This is a genomic window from Roseibium sp., from assembly GCF_025698965.1.
Taxonomy (GTDB): Bacteria; Pseudomonadota; Alphaproteobacteria; order Rhizobiales; family Stappiaceae; genus Roseibium.
The window spans coordinates 1-18,764 of sequence record NZ_JAILWL010000064.1 but is presented as its reverse complement, the minus strand read 5'-3'; the positions used below and the strand labels follow the sequence as shown (position 1 = coordinate 18,764).

The following is an 18,764-nucleotide window of genomic DNA, read 5'->3' as shown; positions in this document are numbered from 1 at the left end:
CCTGAAGATGGAACCACCGGCGCGAAGGAACTGAAACTTTGACGCCTTGTCTGGCCTGAGTTTAGGAACTCAGAAATTTGAATGGTCAGGGGCTTTGGTCAGAATGGACCATTCCCTTGATCGCGGCAGGTGATTTTTCAAGCAGATGGTCCGTTGCAGTTGCCGATATCCAGATACCGCAAAGTGTTAGCCACGCAGTCAGTGCAAAAAGGGATGCACCCGTAATGCCTGCGCCGACTGCGCATCCCCCTGCCAGCATGCCGCCAAACCCCATCAAAGCCGCGCCGGTCAGATATCGTGCCATGGACGGTCCGCTCTCGAAACCCTGCAACATTAGCTGACGCGTCAGCAATGCAGCCAGGAAAGAGCCCAGGAACACGCCCGGAACCAGACCGGAATTGAAATCAAGTCCATCGGACGGTGTTGAAAGAAACAGCATCAGCATGTCGGCTGATGGGCCTGTAAAGGTGACGCCTTCAACCTGAACCGGGTCGAATGCCTGTCTTGTCATGGCGGTTGTGAACCAAAGGGCCAGAGGGACGGCCAGTCCAGCACCGACTGCGGCTGAGGTTTGCCAGACTGAGTTGCGGTTCCGCCACGCGAGGATAATGCCAGCCACCAGCCAAAGAGCGCCGAACAGATATGCAGCACTTTCGCTGATGCCGAGTTGGGTGGTCAGATCGTTGCCACCAAGGTCCACCGTTGTCCACAAACCGGATAGCCAGTCACGCGCCGGTCGCAAGACGCCATACAAACTTGCTTGGGCAACAACGGCAAATACCAGGCCCGACAACAGGGCTCGAAGATTTCCTGTTGCAGAAAGCACCAGAAGACGGCTGGCACAGCCGCGGGCCAGAACCATGCCGGTTCCGAACATCAGTCCTCCGATCAGTGCTCCCGAAAGACTTTGGGGCGAGGCAAGTTGACGCGTTTCGCCAGCGTCAATCTCGCCAATGTGAGCAAGAAACTGCGTCGTTATCAGAGCGCTTGAGAAGGCCAGCAGCCAAATTGGAAGCCGGTCCGCCGGTTTTCGCCGGGAAAATTCCAACGCTGCGGCCCGCAGGCAAAATCGGCTTTGTTGGGCCAGAGCCCCGAACTGGACGCCAACCAAAAGCCCTCCAAGTACCAGTACCGTAGGTTCCTGCAGTCTTTCGAGAATGTAAGTCAGGTCCATGAGTTGCTCCGGTGCGGCAGTTGGTTGCCGTCAACTGTTGCAGGTCCCTCAGTTTTTGAGGTTTGTCTGGGCCTCGCATTGACCGATCTCAAGAAGATATAGAAAAATTCGAAATTGTGAATATATTGTTTGAAGCTCAACATGCTCGTGCAGTGTTTGCCGCACGCCCCGTTTCTCTCTGAAGACAGTGTGCAAGGGGCGGTTTGTTCAGATGGTCTTTTTTATGAGGCTGTTCGACTTTGCTATTCGGCAGGCGCGAACCCGGTGATAAGTTGCCTCAGGCCAATGGATGCTCCGGCAAATATGGCGAGAAACGTCACCGGCGCACTGAAGGCAAGCACCGAGAATGCCGAAATTCCCTGACCGACGCTGCATCCGACGGCCAGGATAGCGCCCGGTCCCATGATAGCCGCACCGATGATCTGCCGTCGCAATTCGCGCGGGTCCTCACACGCTTCCCAACGGAAGTGCCCCTTGGAATAGGAGCCAAGACAGGCTCCTACAATCACGCCAATAACAGACCCGACACTGAACGACAGGGTGTTTCCCGACGCCGTCATTCCGTAGTAAAGCGTGTCGCCGATCGGAGCTGCGAACGAGTGGGTTTCGATTGGCTCGACTTCAAACCCGGTCATGGCAACCCAGTAGGTACCAACCCAGCCGGATACAATTGCCAGGCCGACCACGGAGCCCCAGAAGATCTGTGCTGGCGACTTTCGAAATGAAGAGCTGCAAAGGGTAACCACAATGATCAATCCACCTACCAGCAGCCCGGTAGTGGCAGGCTCAAGACCGAAATTCGACTGAAGATATTGGCTTACGCCCTGCGGCGAAGTTGCACCGGTCTCGGCCGGAAAAAGCCAGACACGGACATGCGCGAGCGGCCCGGACATGACAAAATAGGCCGACAAGCCCATCACGAGAACGATAACGAACGATCTCAGATCCCCGCCGCCCAATCTCGCGAGTGCGCCATAGCCGCAATTGCCGCTGAGGGCCATGCCATATCCAAACATCAATCCGCCGACAATCGAACCGAACGGGTTCCAGACACGATCCAGATAAGCGGTGCTGGCACCCTCCAGCAGGCCCGAGGACATGGCCAGGTGGGCTCCGATGATCGCAACGCCAATCGCAACCCCCCACATTCGGAGCCTGCGATCGTCTGCTCCGTAGAGACAATCCTCAATTGCTCCAAGTGTGCAAAACCGACCAATCCGGGCCGCCAATCCGAGCGCAATCCCCCCCGCAAGACCGATGAGGGCGGCAACGTTTGCTTCTCCGAGCAATTCCAGCATATCCGGCTCCTCCCAAACCGGACGCTAGAGAAGCGTTCGGTCAGTCCTCTCTGCAGAACAGGTCATAGACCACTTCCATGATTTGCTTTGGCCGGTCATCCGCCAGACTGTAGTAGATAGCCTTGCCGTCGCGCCGAGGTGTGACAAGACCTTCAAGTCTCAATCGCGTGAGCTGCTGCGAAACGGCAGCCTGCCTCGCCGACAGCAGGTTTTCCAGCTCCGCCACGGATTTTTCACCTGAGGCCAGGTGGCAAAGGATCATCAGGCGTCCCTCATGGCTGATTGCCTTGAGAAAATTTGAAGCGCGTTGAGCGTTCTTCATCATCCTGTCCATGTCTTCAGCGCACATATCGACGTCAAAGACCGGAAGGCGGGATGGTGTTTCAGCTGGGCTGTCAGGTTTGCTTGTCGCATCAACTGTCATTTTCGCTCAACCTGTCTGGTCCAGGGGGATTTTTGCACGTTCGAACATAATACCGAGTAAGCCCCAAAAAAAATCTTCGCCAGGATAGCCTTCGATTCGGCCGACTTCCAAGCCATCTTGCACGAGTATGAAGGTGGGTGTGAAGTGAACCTGCGAGTCAAATGCCACGTCAGGTGTTTCATCGTGCAATTCATAGCGCCTGAGCGGAGCCGTCCTGCCTTCGGCGGTCTTGGGATAAATGTGAGAAATCTCTTCGTCCCACTTATCGCACCAGACGCAACCGTCTTCCTCTGCCATGAGCAGATACGTCTCGGCATTCGCCGCAACCGGTGTCAGGGCGAAGAGAACAACGGTCAATGCCTTCAGCGAAATCAATCTGCGACTCCAATTGACGAACTCACAAACTTAATCATAATCTAATTTGTGAATATATCAAGGTGAGAATCAGAAAACTCCATGTTTGAGCTAACCTTTTTGGGCGTATTGCTGGCGGGATTCCTTTCATTTCTGTCACCGTGCATCCTCCCCATCGTTCCATTTTACCTGAGTTACCTGGCCGGAACAGGGATGAATCAGGTGCAGGCCGGTGGAGAGGTTTCCGGCGTTGTGCGTCTTCGTGCCTTCTGGGCGGCTTGTTGTTTTGCTCTGGGGGTGATCACTGTTTTTGTGGGACTTGGGGCAACCGCCACGACATTCGGGCAACTGGTGCGTGAATATTTCGATGTGCTTCGCTGGGTTGCCGCTGCGATCATAATTGCGATGGGGCTGCACTTTCTGGGAGTGATCCGCATCGGCATTTTGTATCGGCAACTCAGAGCCGACACGGATGACAACAAGAGCGTCGGACTGCTTGGGGCCTATGTTGTCGGCCTGGCCTTCGCCTTTGGCTGGACGCCTTGTGTCGGTCCGGTGCTTGCAACGATCCTGTTCACGGCGGCGGGGCAGGATACCGCCGGGCAGGGCGCAGCACTTCTTCTTGTTTACGGTCTGGGCATGACCTTGCCCTTCGTCGTAGCTGCCCTGTTCATCGGGCCATTCATGTCGGGAATGGCCCGGTTTCGCAAATATCTGGGAATCATCGAAAAGCTGATGGGGCTACTCCTGATCCTGTTCGGTGTGCTGATCGCGACAAATTCGATCAACATCATCGCCCAATGGATGCTGGAGAACGTGCCGTGGTTTAGTGCGATCGGATAATCAAGGAGGAATTGTCATGACACGACTGTTTGCCGTTTTGTGCGCACTGTTTTTCGCAGTCCAGGTCCATGCTGCCGAGATCGGAGACGACGGTTTGCACAAGGCGCCGTGGCTGCGCGACACATTCAAGGACCTTTCAGAGGATCTTGAAGAAGCGAACTCGGAAGGAAAGCGTTTGATGATTATCATCGAACAGCGCGGATGCATCTATTGCAAGAAGATGCATGAAGAGGTGTTCGTGGTGCCGGAGATCAAGGACTTCATCGAGGAAAACTTCTTTGTCGTTCAAATCAACATGTTTGGAGACGTCGAAGTAACGGATTTCGACGGAACGACACTTCCGGAAAAGGATATGGTCAAGCGCTGGGGCGCCCTGTTCACGCCCAGCATCTATTTCTTCCCCGAGGAAGTGGAAGACGGTGCCGTGGCGAACCAGGCCGCCGTTGCAAATATGCCGGGAGCCTTTGGTCGATGGACGACTTTCAACATGCTCAACTGGGTTGTCGAAAAGGGCTACGAGAGTGATGAGCCCTTTCAGAAGTACCATGCGCGCATGTTTGAAAACCAAAAAAAGTAAGGTTTTCCTGAGGGGTGAGACATATTCTTGTTAAAAATGCTGCAATTGCGAACAGATATAAAAATTCAATTAATTGAATTTGTTATTGCGTTTAACGGAATATGTGAAGTATTCTAATTCGCACGATCGACAAGAATCGTTCATGGGAGAGGGCATGAGACGCGCAATTGGACTGGCTGCAATCGCGGCCTTGGCATCATCGGCAGCACTTGCGGAAATTGTGGCACCGACAAAAGTCGCTCTGGTAGATGGGGTGGTTGAGGCGTCGCTTACCGGTCAGCCGGGTGATCCTGTTGAGGGTAGAAAGGTTTTCGCCAACCGCAAGCAGGGCAATTGCCTGGCCTGTCACACGAATTCCGATCTGTCTGAAGAGATTTTCCACGGTGAGGTTGGCCCGCCGATTGACGGCGTTGCCGATCGTTGGAGCGAAGGAGAGTTGCGGGCCATCGTGACAAACTCCAAGCAGGTTTTTGAAGGCACGATCATGCCCGCGTTTTACATCGACAGCGGATATGAGCGTCCTCTCGATGACTTCGCCGGCAAAAGCATCTTGTCTGCCCAGCAGGTTGAAGATGTGGTGGCGTATTTGATGACACTCAAGGAAGAGTGAAATTCCCAACTGGAGCACGACATGGAACTGACTAGGCGAAAAATCCTGGCGATTGGCTCTGGAACGTTGGCATTTGCCAGCTTGTCCGGACTGCCGGCCTTCGCAAATCTGACTGATGACGCAATTACGTCCCTTACAGGCGGCAAGGAGCTGGGCGAGGGCAAGATCTCTCTGACCGCACCTGAAATTGCGGAAAACGGCAACACGGTGCCGATTTCGATTGATGCACCGGGTGCCGTCTCCGTGACGCTGTTTGCCGATGGTAATCCCGTTCCGAACGTGGCGACGTTCAAGTTCGGGCCTTTGAGCGCATCTCGCAGCGCATCGACAAGAATTCGTTTGGCGTCGACGCAGAACGTCATCGCAATTGCACAGATGGAAGATGGCACCTTTCAGACGGCTTCTTCCAACGTGAAAGTAACAATCGGTGGCTGCGGCGGCTGAGTGACGAGACGAGGAGTTAGAACATGGCATCCGGTGTAAAGCCACGTGTCAAGGTCCCTAAAAAAGCATCAGCTGGCGAAACGATCACGATCAAGACATTGATCAGCCACAAGATGGAAAGTGGCCAGCGTAAGGACGACGACGGGAATGTTATCCCGCGCTCGATTATCAATCGTTTCACCGCAGACTTTAATGGTCAAAATGTCATTGATGTGACCCTGGAGCCTGCGATTTCAACCAATCCATACTTCCAGTTCGATGCGGTTGTACCTGAGTCAGGTGAGTTCAAGTTCACCTGGTACGATGATGATGGTTCAGTCTACGAGACTGCCAAGAAGATCAAGGTCTCCTGACCGGGAGAGTTGGTCTTAAGGAGGGAGGAACGAGAATGAACCTGAAGCTTTGGATAGCTTTGGCGGCGGGCACTTTGTCTACGGCTGCTCTTGCGCAAGATAGCAATACGCTGGTGATTGATGGCGAGACGCTCGTCACCGAAACGGCTGCGCCCGCGCACATGGAAAACCTGGACACCATCTACTCCGGATGGCGGTTCAGGTCAGGTGAAACCCAGGCATTGGAAGTCGATGATTTCGACAATCCGGCCTTTGTTTTTGTCGACCAGGGGCTGGACCTCTGGGAGGAGGTGGATGGTTCCGCCGGCAAGGCATGCGCATCCTGTCACGAGGGTGTCGAGGATTTTGCCGGACTTCGCGCCAAACTGCCAAGAGTTCAGGATGGAAAACTGGCGTCCATGGAGGACCTTGTAAACAGTTGCCGGACCGAACGCATGGGGGCTGAACCGTGGAAATGGTCCGGTGGCCAGATGACGGCCATGACAGCACTGATCGGATTGCAATCGCGGGGTATGCCCGTCGAGGTCAAGATCGACGGTGAAGCCGCACCCTTCTGGGAAAAAGGCAAGGAACTTTACTACACCCGTGTCGGGCAACTCGACATGTCTTGTTCCAACTGCCATGAGAACAACTATGGCGTGATGATCCGGGCTGACCATTTGTCCCAGGGACAGATCAACGGTTTCCCGACCTACCGGTTGAAGAATGCCAAACTGAATTCAGTCCACGGCCGCTTCAAGGGATGCATGAAGAACATTCGTGCCCAACCCTTCAAGGAAGGTGGAGAGGAATTCAAGGCTCTGGAACTCTACCTTGCTTCTCGTGGGCAGGGACTGTCGGTGGAAACGCCTTCTGTCCGAAACTGATGCATGGAAAGCCCGTCGCCTCATGGCCTCGGGCTTTTCGCCTCTATAAAATATTCAAATATTAGAATATATACCAAGGAGCTGATGGGAATATGATATCGCGGCGGGATTTTCTGCAGGTTGGTATGGCTGCCTCGGCAATTGTCGGGGCCTCCGGCTTTGGCAATTGGGCCCGCCTGGCGGCGCAACAATCGCTCACACAGGATCAACTTCTTGAATTTGAGACATTCGGAAATGTCTCGCTCATTCACGTCACGGACATCCATGCTCAGCTGAAACCAATATATTTCAGGGAGCCCTCAGAAAACATCGGTGTTGGAAGCAACAAAGGGGCCGTTCCCCACGTGACAGGTGCGAAGTTCCGCAGCCTTTACGGCATAGAGGATGGCAGCCCAAGTCATTACGCTTTGAGCTCCGGTGATTTTGCCTCCCTGGCAAGTGGCTACGGGCGGGTCGGCGGACTGGATCGCGTCGCCACCGTTATCAAGTCCATACGGGCTGACCGACCGGATGCCATTCTGCTGGATGGCGGGGACACGTGGCACGGGTCCTACACCTGTTACAAGACGGCGGGCCAGGACATGGTCAACGTCATGAATGCGCTGAACCCGGACGCCATGACGTTTCACTGGGAATTCACCCTTGGCAGCGACCGGGTAACCGAAATCGTGGAAAGCCTGCCATTTGCTGCGTTGGGACAGAACATCTTCGACACGGAGTGGGATGAGCCAACTGAGCTTTTCCCGCCCTATAAGATGTTCGAACGGGGCGGCACCAAGATCGCCGTCATCGGGCAGGCATTCCCGTATATGCCAATCGCAAATCCGGGATGGATGTTTCCGGAATATGCCTTTGGCATCCGGGATGAAAACATGCAGGCCATGGTGGACGAAGTCCGTGCGGCGGGAGCGGAATGCGTTGTCGTTCTGAGCCACAACGGCTTCGACGTCGACAAGAAAATGGCAACAGTCGTCAGCGGCATCGATGTCATATTGTCCGGTCACACGCATGACGCTCTTCCCGAACCCGTCCTTTCCGGAATGACGATCATCGTGCCGTCCGGATCCAACGGAAAATTTGTCAGCCGGGTCGATCTGGATGTCCACAATGGACAGTTGCTCGGATATCGGCACAAGCTCATTCCGGTGTTTTCCGACGTGATTGAACCGGACGCGGAAATGTCGGCTCTCATTGATGAGCAGCGTGCTCCCTATCTGGACGACATGACGGAAGTTGTTGGCAAGACCGACAGTCTTTTGTACCGGCGCGGAAACTTCAATGGCACCTGGGACGACCTTATCTGTGACGCTCTGATCTCGGAACGCGACGCGGAGATTGCTCTCAGTCCGGGCGTTCGCTGGGGGCCGTCATTGATCCCGGGGCAGGAGATCACGCGCGAAGATATCTTCAACGTGACATCCATGACTTACGGAAAAGCCTACCGCACTGAAATGACCGGTGAATTCCTCAAAGTTGTATTGGAAGACGTTGCCGACAACATCTTCAATCCGGACCCTTACTACCAGCAGGGCGGTGACATGGTGCGAACCGGTGGTCTTGGCTACCGCATCGACGTCACGCAACCTCAGGGCAGTCGAATTTCGAACATGACGCTTCTGAATGACGGGGAGGCCATCGATCCTTCCAGGTCCTACGTGATCGCAGGCTGGGCGAGCGTCAATGAAGATACTGAGGGGCCGCAAATCTGGGACGTGGTCGAAAACCATATTCGAAAACTCGGCACAGTGACGACGCAGGAAAACAACAGCGTTGAAGTGGTTGGCGCCTAGTCGAGACAGGGAATTCATTGAATGGACAGCAAGATGAAAACCTCCCGCAGGGCCTTCCTGAAAGGCAGCGTTGCGATTGCAGGCGGATCAGTTGCAGCATCGGCAGGCGCGATGGAGGCAGACCCTCTGATCACCGAAGTGCAGGATTGGGCGACCGCAACTGGTGTCGGTGTGGATGAAACGCCTTACGGCCTGCCGATCAGTTTTGAAAAGGATGTTGTACGTCGAAATGTAGAATGGTTGACGGCCTCGCCGATTTCTTCGATCAATTTCACACCAATCCATGCGCTTGACGGCACTATTACGCCGCAAGGCTGCGCATTTGAACGTCATCACTCGGGGGCGATCGAGCTGCGCAAGGAAGACTTCCGGCTGATGATCAACGGCCTAGTCGATAAGCCGCTGGTTTTCAGCTACCAGGATCTGGAGCGGTTCCCGAGGGAGAACCACGTCTACTTTTGTGAATGCGCAGCCAACACCGGCATGGAATGGGCGGGTGCCCAGTTGAATGGAGCGCAGTTCACGCACGGCATGATCCATAACATGGAATATTCCGGCGTCCCGCTTCGCACGCTGTTGACGGAGGCGGGTCTTGGCGCGGCGGGGGACCTGAAAGACAAGTGGGTTTATGTCGAGGGTGCCGATGCCTCGTCCAATGGTCGTTCCATCCCGATGGAAAAAGCGCTGGACGATGTCCTAGTTGCGTTCAAGGCAAATGGCGAAGCCCTGCGTATGGAACATGGCTACCCCGTCCGGCTTGTCGTGCCGGGCTGGGAAGGAAACATGTGGATCAAGTGGCTGCGCCGGATCGAGGTAGCCGATGCAGCCGTCGAAAGCCGCGAAGAGACATCCAAATACACCGATGTCTATGAAGACGGGACCGCACGCAAGTGGACATGGGTTATGGACGCAAAGTCCGTAATAACCTCGCCCAGTCCGCAAATGCCAATCAACCACTCGCGCGGCCCCATGGTTGTTTCGGGGCTCGCCTGGTCCGGTCACGGCAAGATTACGCGTGTGGATGTTTCGAAAGACGGCGGCATTACCTGGGAAAAAGCTCGCCTCGGACGGCAAGGCGATTCCAAGGCCCTGACACGCTTCTACCTCGACACTGAATGGAACGGCGAACCTATGTTGCTGCAATCCCGGGCAATGGACGAGACAGGCTACGTTCAACCGACCAAGCAGCAGCTGCGGGAGTCCCGGGGCGAAAACTCGGTTTATCACAACAACTGCATCCAGACCTGGTTCGTGGATGAAAATGGGGTCGTCGAGAATGTCGAAGTCTCTTAACCAGATCGTTCTTCCTGTCGCAGGCGGCACAGCGCTGGCTTTGTCGGTTGCGTTGGTCGTTGCGAACCTGGACTACGGGCAGAACAAGATTTCGTCTCTGGAACAACGCGTTGAACAGGCCACCCTTCAGGCTGAGGCAGCTGGCAGGAAAGCAAGTGAGGAAGCCGCGGTTGTAGCCGATCTGCAAGCGAAAATAGCCGACCTTCAGGCGTTCGCGAAGGAGACTGCGGCGCGCGGCACGGATCTGACGGAAAAAGCGCCGAAAAAGGACACGGGCTACGGGCTCGGCCGCGAGGCCCTTATCGCGGAAATTGCCGCCTGGGATGTTGATGTGCTTCCGGACGGGCGTGGTCTGCCGGCAGGGCGCGGCGATGTCTTCACCGGTGAAGAAGTCTTTGCCGACAAATGCGCCTCCTGTCACGGGGACTTTGCAGAAGGGGTCGATAATTGGCCGGTTCTTGCAGGCGGTTTCGATACGCTTGCAGACAAGGATCCCGTGAAGACTGTAGGGTCATATTGGCCCTATCTCTCCACCGTTTGGGACTACGTTCACCGTTCCATGCCGTTTGGTGAGGCGCAAACCCTTACAGCGGACGAAACCTACGCAATCGTGGCGTATATTCTGTATTCCAACGATCTGGTCGACGACGACTTTGAACTCAGTCACGAGAATTTCTCGAGCTTTGACATGTATAACAAGGACGGGTTCGTGGTCGACGATCGTCCGGATCGCGAATATGCACGCTGGAGCACCGAGCCTTGCATGGAAAACTGCAAGCCCTCGGTCGAGATCACCATGCGAGCTACGTTCTTGAATGTGACGCCGGAAGAAGGCGACGAAACCCTCATGAACCACGCAGCGGTTGAGGATGCACCGACATTCGTCGCCAACACGGCAACGACCGATAGTGGAGGCGATAAAGAGGTTCCGGACACCGCGCCATTGGCAGCAGATCCGGCACTCGTTGCGGCAGGTGAGAAAGTCTTCAAGAAGTGCAAAGCCTGCCATGCAGTCGGGGATGGAGCCAAGAACAAGTCCGGCCCGCAGCTCAACGGCCTGATGGGCCGCATGATGGGGTCGGTCGACGGGTTCAAGTATTCAAAGGCATTCAAGGCCGCCATGGAGGAAGGGCGCGTCTGGAATGAGGTGGAACTCACTGCCTTTCTTGCCAAGCCCAAGGCTTACATGAAGGGTACGAAGATGTCCTTCGCCGGCATTCGCAAGGACCAGGACCTCACGGCCGTCATTGAGTTTCTCAGGACGACGAGCGAATAATTCGCTCGTCAAACAGATGAATCATTGAAAACGGGTCCGCTGAATGAGATCCGGAGAGTGACAATGACTTGAGGGAGGACATTATGAAGCGATTCATTGCGATGGTGCTTGCGATCACCTTCACATTTTGGGGATTGGCGGCGATCGCCCAGGACAGCCTTGCCGATCACAAGCTCGCCCTTCAAATCAGCGACAACAATCCGCAGAAGATGAACACGGTTCTGAACGTGGCAGCAAATGTAACGCGTCACTACGAAAGTCAGGGCAAGACGGTCGACATCCGTATCGTCGCCTTCAATGCCGGATTGCACATGTTGCGCGAGGATACCTCGCCGGTTCTTGGCCGCCTCAAGTCGTTTGGCGACTCAATGCCGAACGTGACCTTTGCCGCTTGTGGCAACACGATTTCCGGGATGACCAAGAAGGAAGGCAAGGAACCTCCGATCGTGACAATCGCGGAACACGTGCCGGCAGGTGTTGTTGATCTGATGACCCTGAACGAGGCCGGGTGGACCGTTATTCACCCCTAGTCTTCCAGTTAAAAAGGAACGGAACGATGAAACGCTTCTTGTTTGCCCTTGGTCTTCTGGCCAGCCCCGCGCTCGCAGAACCGGCAATGGTGACATTCGCCGTCGAAAGTGCGATCGTGGATAAGGGGCTGGTCATCGACTATGTCAGCCATGTCGGCGAGATGCTCAATCGCACCGGTGCAGATGTTGGAAGCGGCAAGACGATATTTGAAAATGCCGATATTTTCCTGTTCTGCTCGGCCGTCATTTCAAGGGAAGTGATGGAAGCCGACCCGATGAATATCGAACATTGTCCCTATGGCATATTCGTCACCGAAACCACAGACGGGGTGATGATCGGTCACCGGCAATATCCCGATGGAGCAATGCAGAAAGTGGATGCTCTCCTGCGAGAGATCGTTTCAGAGGCATCTGCAAACTGATGATGAATTACCAGGAGCACTTCAGAACTGAGCTGGATGCGCTGCGCGAGGAAGGCAACTACCGCACATTTGCAGAGCTGGAACGCCATTGCGGACACTTCCCCAATGCGACATGCCACAACGGGCCGGGCGAAGTGACAATCTGGTGTTCCAACGACTACCTGGGCATGGGCCAGCATCCGCAGGTGTTGACTGCCATGCATGAAGCTCTCGACCGATGCGGTGCCGGAGCCGGCGGCACCCGCAACATATCCGGCAACACGCACGATCACGCGATGCTGGAGGCAGAGCTTGCCGATCTCCACAACAAGGACGCGGCGCTTTTGTTTACCTCCGGCTATGTTGCCAACTGGGCCGCGCTCGGCACGCTTGCGTCGCGAATTCCGGATTGTGTCGTGCTGTCGGACGCCCTGAATCACGCATCAATGATCGAAGGCATTCGCCACAGTCGCGCCCAGAAGGTCATCTGGAAGCACAATGACCTGGACGATCTGGAAACCAGGCTTGCCCAGTTGCCTGCAGAGCAACCCAAACTCATCGCGTTCGAGAGCGTTTACTCCATGGATGGCGATATCGCGCCGATCGCCGGGATCTGTGACCTGGCGGACCGGTACGGCGCCATGACCTATCTCGACGAGGTCCACGCAGTCGGTCTTTACGGACCTCGCGGGGCGGGAATAGCCGAGAGTGAAGGCGTCATGGACCGTGTGACGGTGATCGAAGGCACGCTTGGAAAGGCCGTTGGTGTTGTTGGTGGCTACATCGCGGCCTCGGCTGATCTGTGCGATTTCGTTCGCTCGTTTTCAAGTGGATTCATTTTTACCACCGCCTTGCCGCCATCGGTTGCCGCAGGTGCAGCAGCCTCGATAAGGCATCTGAAAAGCAGCAATGTTGAACGTTGCCGGCAACAAGCCAATGTCGCGGAGGTGAGACGACGTCTCGACGCGATTGGATTGCCTCATATGGACAACCCAAGTCACATCATTCCGGTGATGGTTGGAGACCCGGTGAAGTGCAAGTTCATCTCGAATATTCTTCTGAAAGATTACGGCATCTATATCCAGCCGATCAATTATCCGACCGTCCCGAAAGGAACCGAAAGACTGCGCATTACGCCGTCACCGGTTCATTCGGAAGCTGACATTGACCATCTGGTATCCGCCCTGGAAGTGCTGTGGACCAGATGCGAGTTGGCGCGCAGACCGGTCGCGGCATAAGCCGGCGGGTTACTCGAACTCCATCTGCTCATAGACGCGCCCTGCATTTTTGGTGGCCAGTTCCTCGAAAGTGTCGAGATGCGCGTAAGGGGATTGGTCCACGTAATAAGCGTCCGCGAGGTCGCCGCCTTCTTCCAGATGCTGCCCGATCTTGCCGCGCAGATAGCTCAGGTAGCCATGCGTGTATCGGCGCACTTGTGCCATGTTTGTCGGGTGACCGTGCCCCGGAATGACATAGGTCGCATTTAACGCTTCAAAGCCTGTTTCCCAGGTTTCCAGCCAGTCTGCAACGATGGTGTCTTCGAAAATCGGCAGCATGCGTTCGTGGAAGGCCATGTCGCCCGCAATTACCAGGCCCAGTTCCGGCAGCCAGACCTGGGTGTCTCCGGGACCGTGCGCAGGACCCAGATGCAGGACCTCGATACGGACGTCACCCATCTCGATGACCTTTTTGTCCTCGAAGGTTTCCGTTGGTGGGGCGACAAATGTGCCATCGGCCTTGTCACGGTTGTATCGTTTCATACCCTCAAGGATCTGCCGGCCGCGTTCTTCGATTTCATGAGCAGCGTCGATATGCGCAAGGATCGGCACGCCTTGTTCTGCCCAGTATGAATTGCCCAGCATCGCGTGACCCTGGCCGTTCTCGTCAATGACGAGCTTCACCGGTTGATCCGTGACAGCCTTGATTTCGTCGTGCAGTGCCTTGGCAAGAATGTATGCGGCCCCGCCGTTGATAACGATCACGCCGTCGCCCGTGATGATGAAGCTCAAGTTGTTGTTGTGGCCGGAATTCTCATAGGTGGGGGGAGCGGTGGCGCCGATGGCAGACCAGATGTTCGGGATTACCTCGACCGGCTTTGAATAGAGCGCGGAGCCTGGATATTGATCCGCAATGTCCTCACTCGCGTGAGCCGAAGCGGCAAGGAAAACTGAAAGAAGCAGTCCAGCAGTGCGCATCATGTGTTCTCCGGAATGAAGCGATATCCTTCGGATGAGGTTTCCACGTACCCAATTCCACCTCCGGGCAAATGAAATCCCGCGATCTTGACGCCGTCGGCGATGATGCGGTCGAACAGGTTCACTCGCGTTGCCGCGGCCAATTCGGCATTCTGATCTGATCCGCTCAGCCAGTCCGGCCGCAGAAAGGCGACGTGATGGTTGCCAATGGCGTCTCCGAGGACCATCGCGGCTTCGGAACCGTTGCGGACTTCGAAGCTCATGTGTCCGGGAGTATGACCAGGTGTTGAAACTGCCTGGATACCGGGAAGGATCTCCTGATCGTTATCGAAAAACTCAACCAGACCCTCGATTGCCTCCAGTCGACGTTTGGCACCGACCGCCATCGCCGCGCGCGCTTCTCCGATGGTATTTACGGTCTCCGGATTCCACCAGTAATCCCATTCACCTCGGCCGATCATGTAGATCGCATCGGAAAACAGCGGCTCGTCGAATTCGTCCAGCAGCCCCCAGATGTGATCAGGGTGGGCATGGGTGAAGACCACATGAGAGACGTCTTCCGGGGCAACGTTCACCTGGTCCAGACCTTCCAGCAACTTTCCGGCCGAGGGTTGAAAGTCGGGCCCGGAGCCAACATCGAACAGAACGGTTTTTTCGGCGTCCCGATAAAGCGACACGTTGCAGTCCGGTGTGATGGTCTTTTGCGATACACCGGCTTTTTTCAACAAGGGTGCCAGTTCGTCCTGTGGCATAGGTTCGAAAATGAAACTTCCCGGAAGCGTCAAGTTCCCATCACTGATTGTCGTGAGGGTGCCTTCGCCGATGGCAAGCTCAGCCATTGCAAATCGCCCGAATGGTGCAATGAAAGGCAGGGCGGCGCAACCTGAAAGGAAGGTGCGGCGGGACAGCGACATGACACATCCTCATATTAAATTCTAATATTAGAATATGTATTAATTTGACGAACCACGCAAGGCTGTTTGCTGATGGATGGTTTGGTATTTCGGGGGGAATTCACATGAGTGAGAGCGAAGAGGGACATAGGCCACTTTGGTGGCGACCTGGTCACCTCGAGCTTCGGAGCAAGGTGACCAGGGAACGAAATGAACGCTGAACAAGTAATTTGCGGGCTGCAACTAATTCGTGCCGGGTTGCGCTCTAGCCCAACTCTGCATCACGTCACTTTATGTCGTGGTGGGTGCCATCGCAGAACGGCTTGTTCCTTGAGGCTCCGCATCGACAAAGAACGTATTTGTCGGCGCACATTCCTTCCGCGGTATGTGATGACGCCAGCGGTATTCCAATAACCCGATAAGGCCCGTCTTTTTCGATGCTGATGCCTGCCTCTCCTTCGATTTCATGTTGCGGAGAGTTCCCATGCAAACTGTAGGACAGCGCACCGGAAGGACAGATCCTCACGGTGGAGATAATTTCATCCACTTGCCCGGCATCGGGATCGATCCAGGGTTTCCGGGACGGATCGAAAACCGATTTCAGATGCTTGCCGCATTCCCCCGCATGGGAGCAAAGCAGCCGATTATAGTGGACGGTTATGTCCTTGCCTTCATATGCCTTCAGCTCATCCGGGCTGCGATCCTCGGAAAGACTGCTATCAAAGCCGATATCGTTGTGAGAACCGTCGCAATAGGGTTTGCGTTTCGATGCGCCACATCGGCACAGCGCCACTATGGATTTCGTGTCGAGCGGTTCGCCGTCCGCATCCAGAAGCCGGTCGAGATTCTTGGCCACAAGCGGGCCCCCATCGCGCTCCTCGATGACAGGTTTGACGGTTTTGCTTTCCACACCCTCTTTGTGCCCGCCGATACGTCCGGTCATGGTCAGGCCGTCACGGATGTTCAGCCCCATCAGAACGAGGTTCGTAGCGCCTGCAATCAGCTCCAGACCCTGCACCAGATAGAACCCGGTATCGAATTCGCCGGCCGTGGCTTTGGACGCCAGATAAAATGCTGCCGGCACCAGTATCAAAAGCCCGTTTGCCGCGATGAATGGCATGCGCTTTTTCTTGGCCACTGCCTTGGCATCGGTCCGCTTCCCACCGAGGGACATGCCGGAGCCGCCCGCGATCGCGATGGCGGGGATGAGGATGAACAATCCCCTCAGGATCATGGATTTCACCGCGGCAACTGTCTCGTAGGATGCAAACAGTTCAACAACAATGGTGGACGTCCAGAAAGTGAGGATTGTCAGAAAAGCGACGACACCCGCGATTGCGTGTATTTTGAGCTTCATTGAAGGTGTCCCGAATTCAGGTTGTGCAGCAATTGGAAACCGCAATTTTTTCAAAGAGATGCGGATATGCGACTGCACTTGAGGGATAGTGGCTGAGCGTATTTTGAAACTCGGGGTTTGTGAAAGCAGCGCTGAAATCCGCAACCGAATCCCAGATCGCATAATTCAGATACATACTGCTTTCGCCGACAGCCTTGTGGAGTTGAGTGCTGATATAGCCCTTCTGCTTCTTCAACCAGAGAGCATCGTTCTGCCAGGCTTCAATGAGGTCGTCTTGTTGGTCCGGCTCCACGGTGAATACGTTGACTAAAACAACCGGTCCAGCTTCAACACCAAACTGCTGTTGTATCGGAAACAATGGGTCCAGGGGTTTGATGTTCACCATCTTGCTCTTGCCTTGTGTGTTCACGTTAATTGGTGTCATGTTGTCAATTGGTAGCAGGTTGAGGCTATTTTGACAATATATTGTCAAATGTGACTGAGGACGGGTATGTCAAAAGAGAAGTGGACTGAAGCAGGTGAAGCGGTGACTGCACTGATATTGGACATTTTTCGGCTGAACAGTCGGTTGCTTCTGACCGGCGACCGGCTTGTGGCCGATCTCGGCCTGACTAGTGCGCGTTGGCAGGTTCTTGGATCGATTGCCTATGCAGAGCAGCCTCAGACGGTGGCATGGCATGCGCGGAGCATGGGACATCACCGGCAAGGCATTCAACGCATCGTCAACGAGTTGAAGGCTGAGGAGATCATTGAGTTCAAAGCCAATCCGCAACACAAAAGGGCGCACTTGGTTCTACTGACACCCAAAGGCCAGGATCTGTTTGACGCCGCCATCGAGAGACAAATCCCATGGGTGAATGCTCTCTCCAGCGACGTTAAGCCCGCTGACCTGGAAGCAACAAGAAGAGTGGTCCACCAGTTGAAAACGCGCCTCGAACAGGATTGAGTTTTTCCTTGGATTTCTGATTGGGGTTCCGGGCTAACCTTCTGACCGAGGCCGCGCTTGTTCCTCGGTGACGGGAGTTCACACTCACAAACAATTCCTCTGCAGACATTGGTTTGGGTACCGCACAAGGCAGCCAACGGTGAAATGCCGTTTAGGTGGATTGGTGTCTGACTGCGGCTTCGAACATATCGCCGCGCAATTTCCCGTCGGTTCAGTTTCATCACCACGACGATTTCCGACACGCCGACTTGGAAACTGAGAAGGCGAACTCAAGCCGGGCCAGGCGAAATTTGGCAGTCATGGTCTTGAGCGTTGGGAATGCCACAAACAAGGCAGGTAAACTGAACTGTCAGCCAATCGAATATGCTTGACCTCAGAGCACACGAAGCGCTGCGCGCAATCGAAAGCGCTTGAAGGCTATGTCTGCGAGCTGGACTGTCACAAAAAAAGTGAGCTTATCGAGAGATAGCTGACATTTCATTCCGGAGACATGGTTTACACATTTCGCATTTGGGGGAGCCCGAATGCCTTGGAAAGAGTGTAGGCCAATGGATGAACGCCTTCGTTTCGTTGCCCGTCTTCTTGAAGGTGAGAAGATGGCGCCTGTGTGCCGGGAATTCGGCATTTCGCGCGTCACGGGCTACAAGATTTTTGAGCGGTATAAGGAATGTGGCCTGGACGGCCTGAATGACCGGAGCCGGCGCCCCTATCGTCAGGCCAACAAGCTGCCTTTTCAGATCGAGCGCAGCATCCTGGGTCTCAAGCGCGAATACCCTTCCTGGGGCGCGCCGAAGATCCGCGACAAGCTGATCCGGCAATATCCGATGCTCAAGGCTCCGGCGATCAGCACGGTACATGCCGTGTTGGATCGTCACGGTTTGGTCCAGCGCCGCAAACGCCGCCGCTACAAAGCCCGGGGAACCGAACTTCGTGACACCCAGGAGGCGAACGGTCTGTGGTGCGCCGATTACAAGGGCGAGTTCAAACTTGGCAACCGGCAATATTGTTATCCCCTGACCATCACCGACTACCGGTCGCGCTATCTGTTGGCCTGCGAAGGGTTGACCTGTACCAAATCAGACTTCGCCTTCTCCGTTTTTGAGCGTGTCTTCAAGGAGTTCGGCCTTCCTGCCGCCATTC

At 55.1% G+C, this 18,764-nt stretch carries 22 protein-coding genes; 14 read left to right on the top strand and 8 right to left on the bottom strand.

Features of this window, described 5'->3' with window-relative positions; translation table 11 throughout:
- Positions 1-85: 85 nt before the first annotated feature.
- The 4 genes from K5905_RS07540 to K5905_RS07525 form a co-directional block, all read right to left on the bottom strand.
- The gene (locus K5905_RS07540) at positions 86-1,174 is read right to left on the bottom strand and encodes a YeeE/YedE family protein (RefSeq protein ID WP_297582078.1); all 1,089 of its coding nucleotides are present in this window, start codon (positions 1,172-1,174) and stop codon (positions 86-88) included.
- A gap of 242 nt (positions 1,175-1,416) precedes the next feature.
- Complete coding sequence (locus K5905_RS07535) at positions 1,417-2,472, bottom strand: YeeE/YedE family protein (protein ID WP_297582075.1); 1,056 nt, start codon at positions 2,470-2,472, stop codon at positions 1,417-1,419.
- 40 nt (positions 2,473-2,512) lie between these two features.
- Positions 2,513-2,821: a helix-turn-helix transcriptional regulator gene (locus K5905_RS07530; protein ID WP_082442808.1), complete on the bottom strand. Its 309-nt coding sequence runs from the start codon at positions 2,819-2,821 to the stop codon at positions 2,513-2,515.
- A gap of 81 nt (positions 2,822-2,902) precedes the next feature.
- Positions 2,903-3,271: a hypothetical protein gene (locus K5905_RS07525; RefSeq protein WP_297582072.1), complete on the bottom strand. Its 369-nt coding sequence runs from the start codon at positions 3,269-3,271 to the stop codon at positions 2,903-2,905.
- Between the two features lie 81 nt (positions 3,272-3,352).
- On the opposite strand from K5905_RS07525, the gene K5905_RS07520 reads away from it, so the two are divergent.
- From K5905_RS07520 to hemA, 12 genes are all read left to right on the top strand, one after another.
- A complete protein-coding gene (locus tag K5905_RS07520; RefSeq protein WP_297582070.1) occupies positions 3,353-4,093 on the top strand; it encodes a cytochrome c biogenesis CcdA family protein in 741 nt (246 codons plus the stop codon).
- 16 nt (positions 4,094-4,109) lie between these two features.
- Positions 4,110-4,670 (top strand): thioredoxin family protein, encoded by a 561-nt coding sequence (locus tag K5905_RS07515; protein ID WP_297582068.1) that lies wholly within the window; start codon positions 4,110-4,112, stop codon positions 4,668-4,670.
- A 154-nt stretch (positions 4,671-4,824) separates the two neighbouring features.
- The gene (gene soxX / locus K5905_RS07510; RefSeq protein WP_297582065.1) at positions 4,825-5,280 is read left to right on the top strand and encodes a sulfur oxidation c-type cytochrome SoxX; all 456 of its coding nucleotides are present in this window, start codon (positions 4,825-4,827) and stop codon (positions 5,278-5,280) included.
- A 21-nt stretch (positions 5,281-5,301) separates the two neighbouring features.
- Positions 5,302-5,724, top strand: a complete 423-nt coding sequence (gene soxY / locus K5905_RS07505) for a thiosulfate oxidation carrier protein SoxY (protein WP_297582063.1) — start codon at positions 5,302-5,304, stop codon at positions 5,722-5,724.
- A gap of 23 nt (positions 5,725-5,747) precedes the next feature.
- On the top strand, positions 5,748-6,077 hold the full coding sequence (soxZ, locus tag K5905_RS07500) for a thiosulfate oxidation carrier complex protein SoxZ (protein ID WP_055112330.1): 330 nt from the start codon (positions 5,748-5,750) through the stop codon (positions 6,075-6,077).
- A gap of 35 nt (positions 6,078-6,112) precedes the next feature.
- On the top strand, positions 6,113-6,943 hold the full coding sequence (gene soxA, locus K5905_RS07495; protein ID WP_297582053.1) for a sulfur oxidation c-type cytochrome SoxA: 831 nt from the start codon (positions 6,113-6,115) through the stop codon (positions 6,941-6,943).
- 92 nt (positions 6,944-7,035) lie between these two features.
- Positions 7,036-8,733: a thiosulfohydrolase SoxB gene (soxB, locus tag K5905_RS07490; RefSeq protein ID WP_297582050.1), complete on the top strand. Its 1,698-nt coding sequence runs from the start codon at positions 7,036-7,038 to the stop codon at positions 8,731-8,733.
- 21 nt (positions 8,734-8,754) lie between these two features.
- Positions 8,755-10,026, top strand: coding sequence for a sulfite dehydrogenase (gene soxC / locus K5905_RS07485; protein WP_297582049.1), 1,272 nt, complete (start codon positions 8,755-8,757; stop codon positions 10,024-10,026).
- Complete coding sequence (locus K5905_RS07480) at positions 10,010-11,302, top strand: c-type cytochrome (protein ID WP_297582047.1); 1,293 nt, start codon at positions 10,010-10,012, stop codon at positions 11,300-11,302. The genes soxC and K5905_RS07480 overlap by 17 nt, the downstream gene beginning before the upstream one ends.
- A gap of 83 nt (positions 11,303-11,385) precedes the next feature.
- Positions 11,386-11,832: a hypothetical protein gene (locus tag K5905_RS07475; protein ID WP_297582045.1), complete on the top strand. Its 447-nt coding sequence runs from the start codon at positions 11,386-11,388 to the stop codon at positions 11,830-11,832.
- A 26-nt stretch (positions 11,833-11,858) separates the two neighbouring features.
- Positions 11,859-12,254, top strand: coding sequence for a DUF302 domain-containing protein (locus tag K5905_RS07470; RefSeq protein WP_297582043.1), 396 nt, complete (start codon positions 11,859-11,861; stop codon positions 12,252-12,254).
- Between the two features lie 2 nt (positions 12,255-12,256).
- Complete coding sequence (gene hemA / locus K5905_RS07465; RefSeq protein WP_297582042.1) at positions 12,257-13,471, top strand: 5-aminolevulinate synthase; 1,215 nt, start codon at positions 12,257-12,259, stop codon at positions 13,469-13,471.
- Positions 13,472-13,480: 9 nt separating this feature from the next.
- Here hemA and K5905_RS07460 read toward each other — a convergent pair whose 3' ends face one another.
- The 4 genes from K5905_RS07460 to K5905_RS07440 form a co-directional block, all read right to left on the bottom strand.
- Positions 13,481-14,431, bottom strand: a complete 951-nt coding sequence (locus K5905_RS07460; RefSeq protein WP_297582040.1) for an MBL fold metallo-hydrolase — start codon at positions 14,429-14,431, stop codon at positions 13,481-13,483.
- Positions 14,428-15,342, bottom strand: coding sequence for an MBL fold metallo-hydrolase (locus K5905_RS07455; protein ID WP_297582038.1), 915 nt, complete (start codon positions 15,340-15,342; stop codon positions 14,428-14,430). Before K5905_RS07455 ends, K5905_RS07460 begins: the two co-directional genes overlap by 4 nt.
- 265 nt (positions 15,343-15,607) lie before the next feature.
- Positions 15,608-16,678 (bottom strand): CDGSH iron-sulfur domain-containing protein, encoded by a 1,071-nt coding sequence (locus K5905_RS31585; protein WP_367186949.1) that lies wholly within the window; start codon positions 16,676-16,678, stop codon positions 15,608-15,610.
- 16 nt (positions 16,679-16,694) lie between these two features.
- Positions 16,695-17,063 (bottom strand): antibiotic biosynthesis monooxygenase, encoded by a 369-nt coding sequence (locus K5905_RS07440; protein WP_297582081.1) that lies wholly within the window; start codon positions 17,061-17,063, stop codon positions 16,695-16,697.
- Positions 17,064-17,168: 105 nt separating this feature from the next.
- Here K5905_RS07440 and K5905_RS07435 point away from each other — a divergent pair, with 105 nt between their 5' ends.
- Positions 17,169-17,624: a MarR family winged helix-turn-helix transcriptional regulator gene (locus K5905_RS07435; protein ID WP_297582037.1), complete on the top strand. Its 456-nt coding sequence runs from the start codon at positions 17,169-17,171 to the stop codon at positions 17,622-17,624.
- 548 nt (positions 17,625-18,172) lie between these two features.
- Positions 18,173-18,764, top strand: a 592-nt coding sequence (locus K5905_RS07430; protein ID WP_297582035.1) for a helix-turn-helix domain-containing protein, incomplete at its 3' end; no start/stop codon positions are given.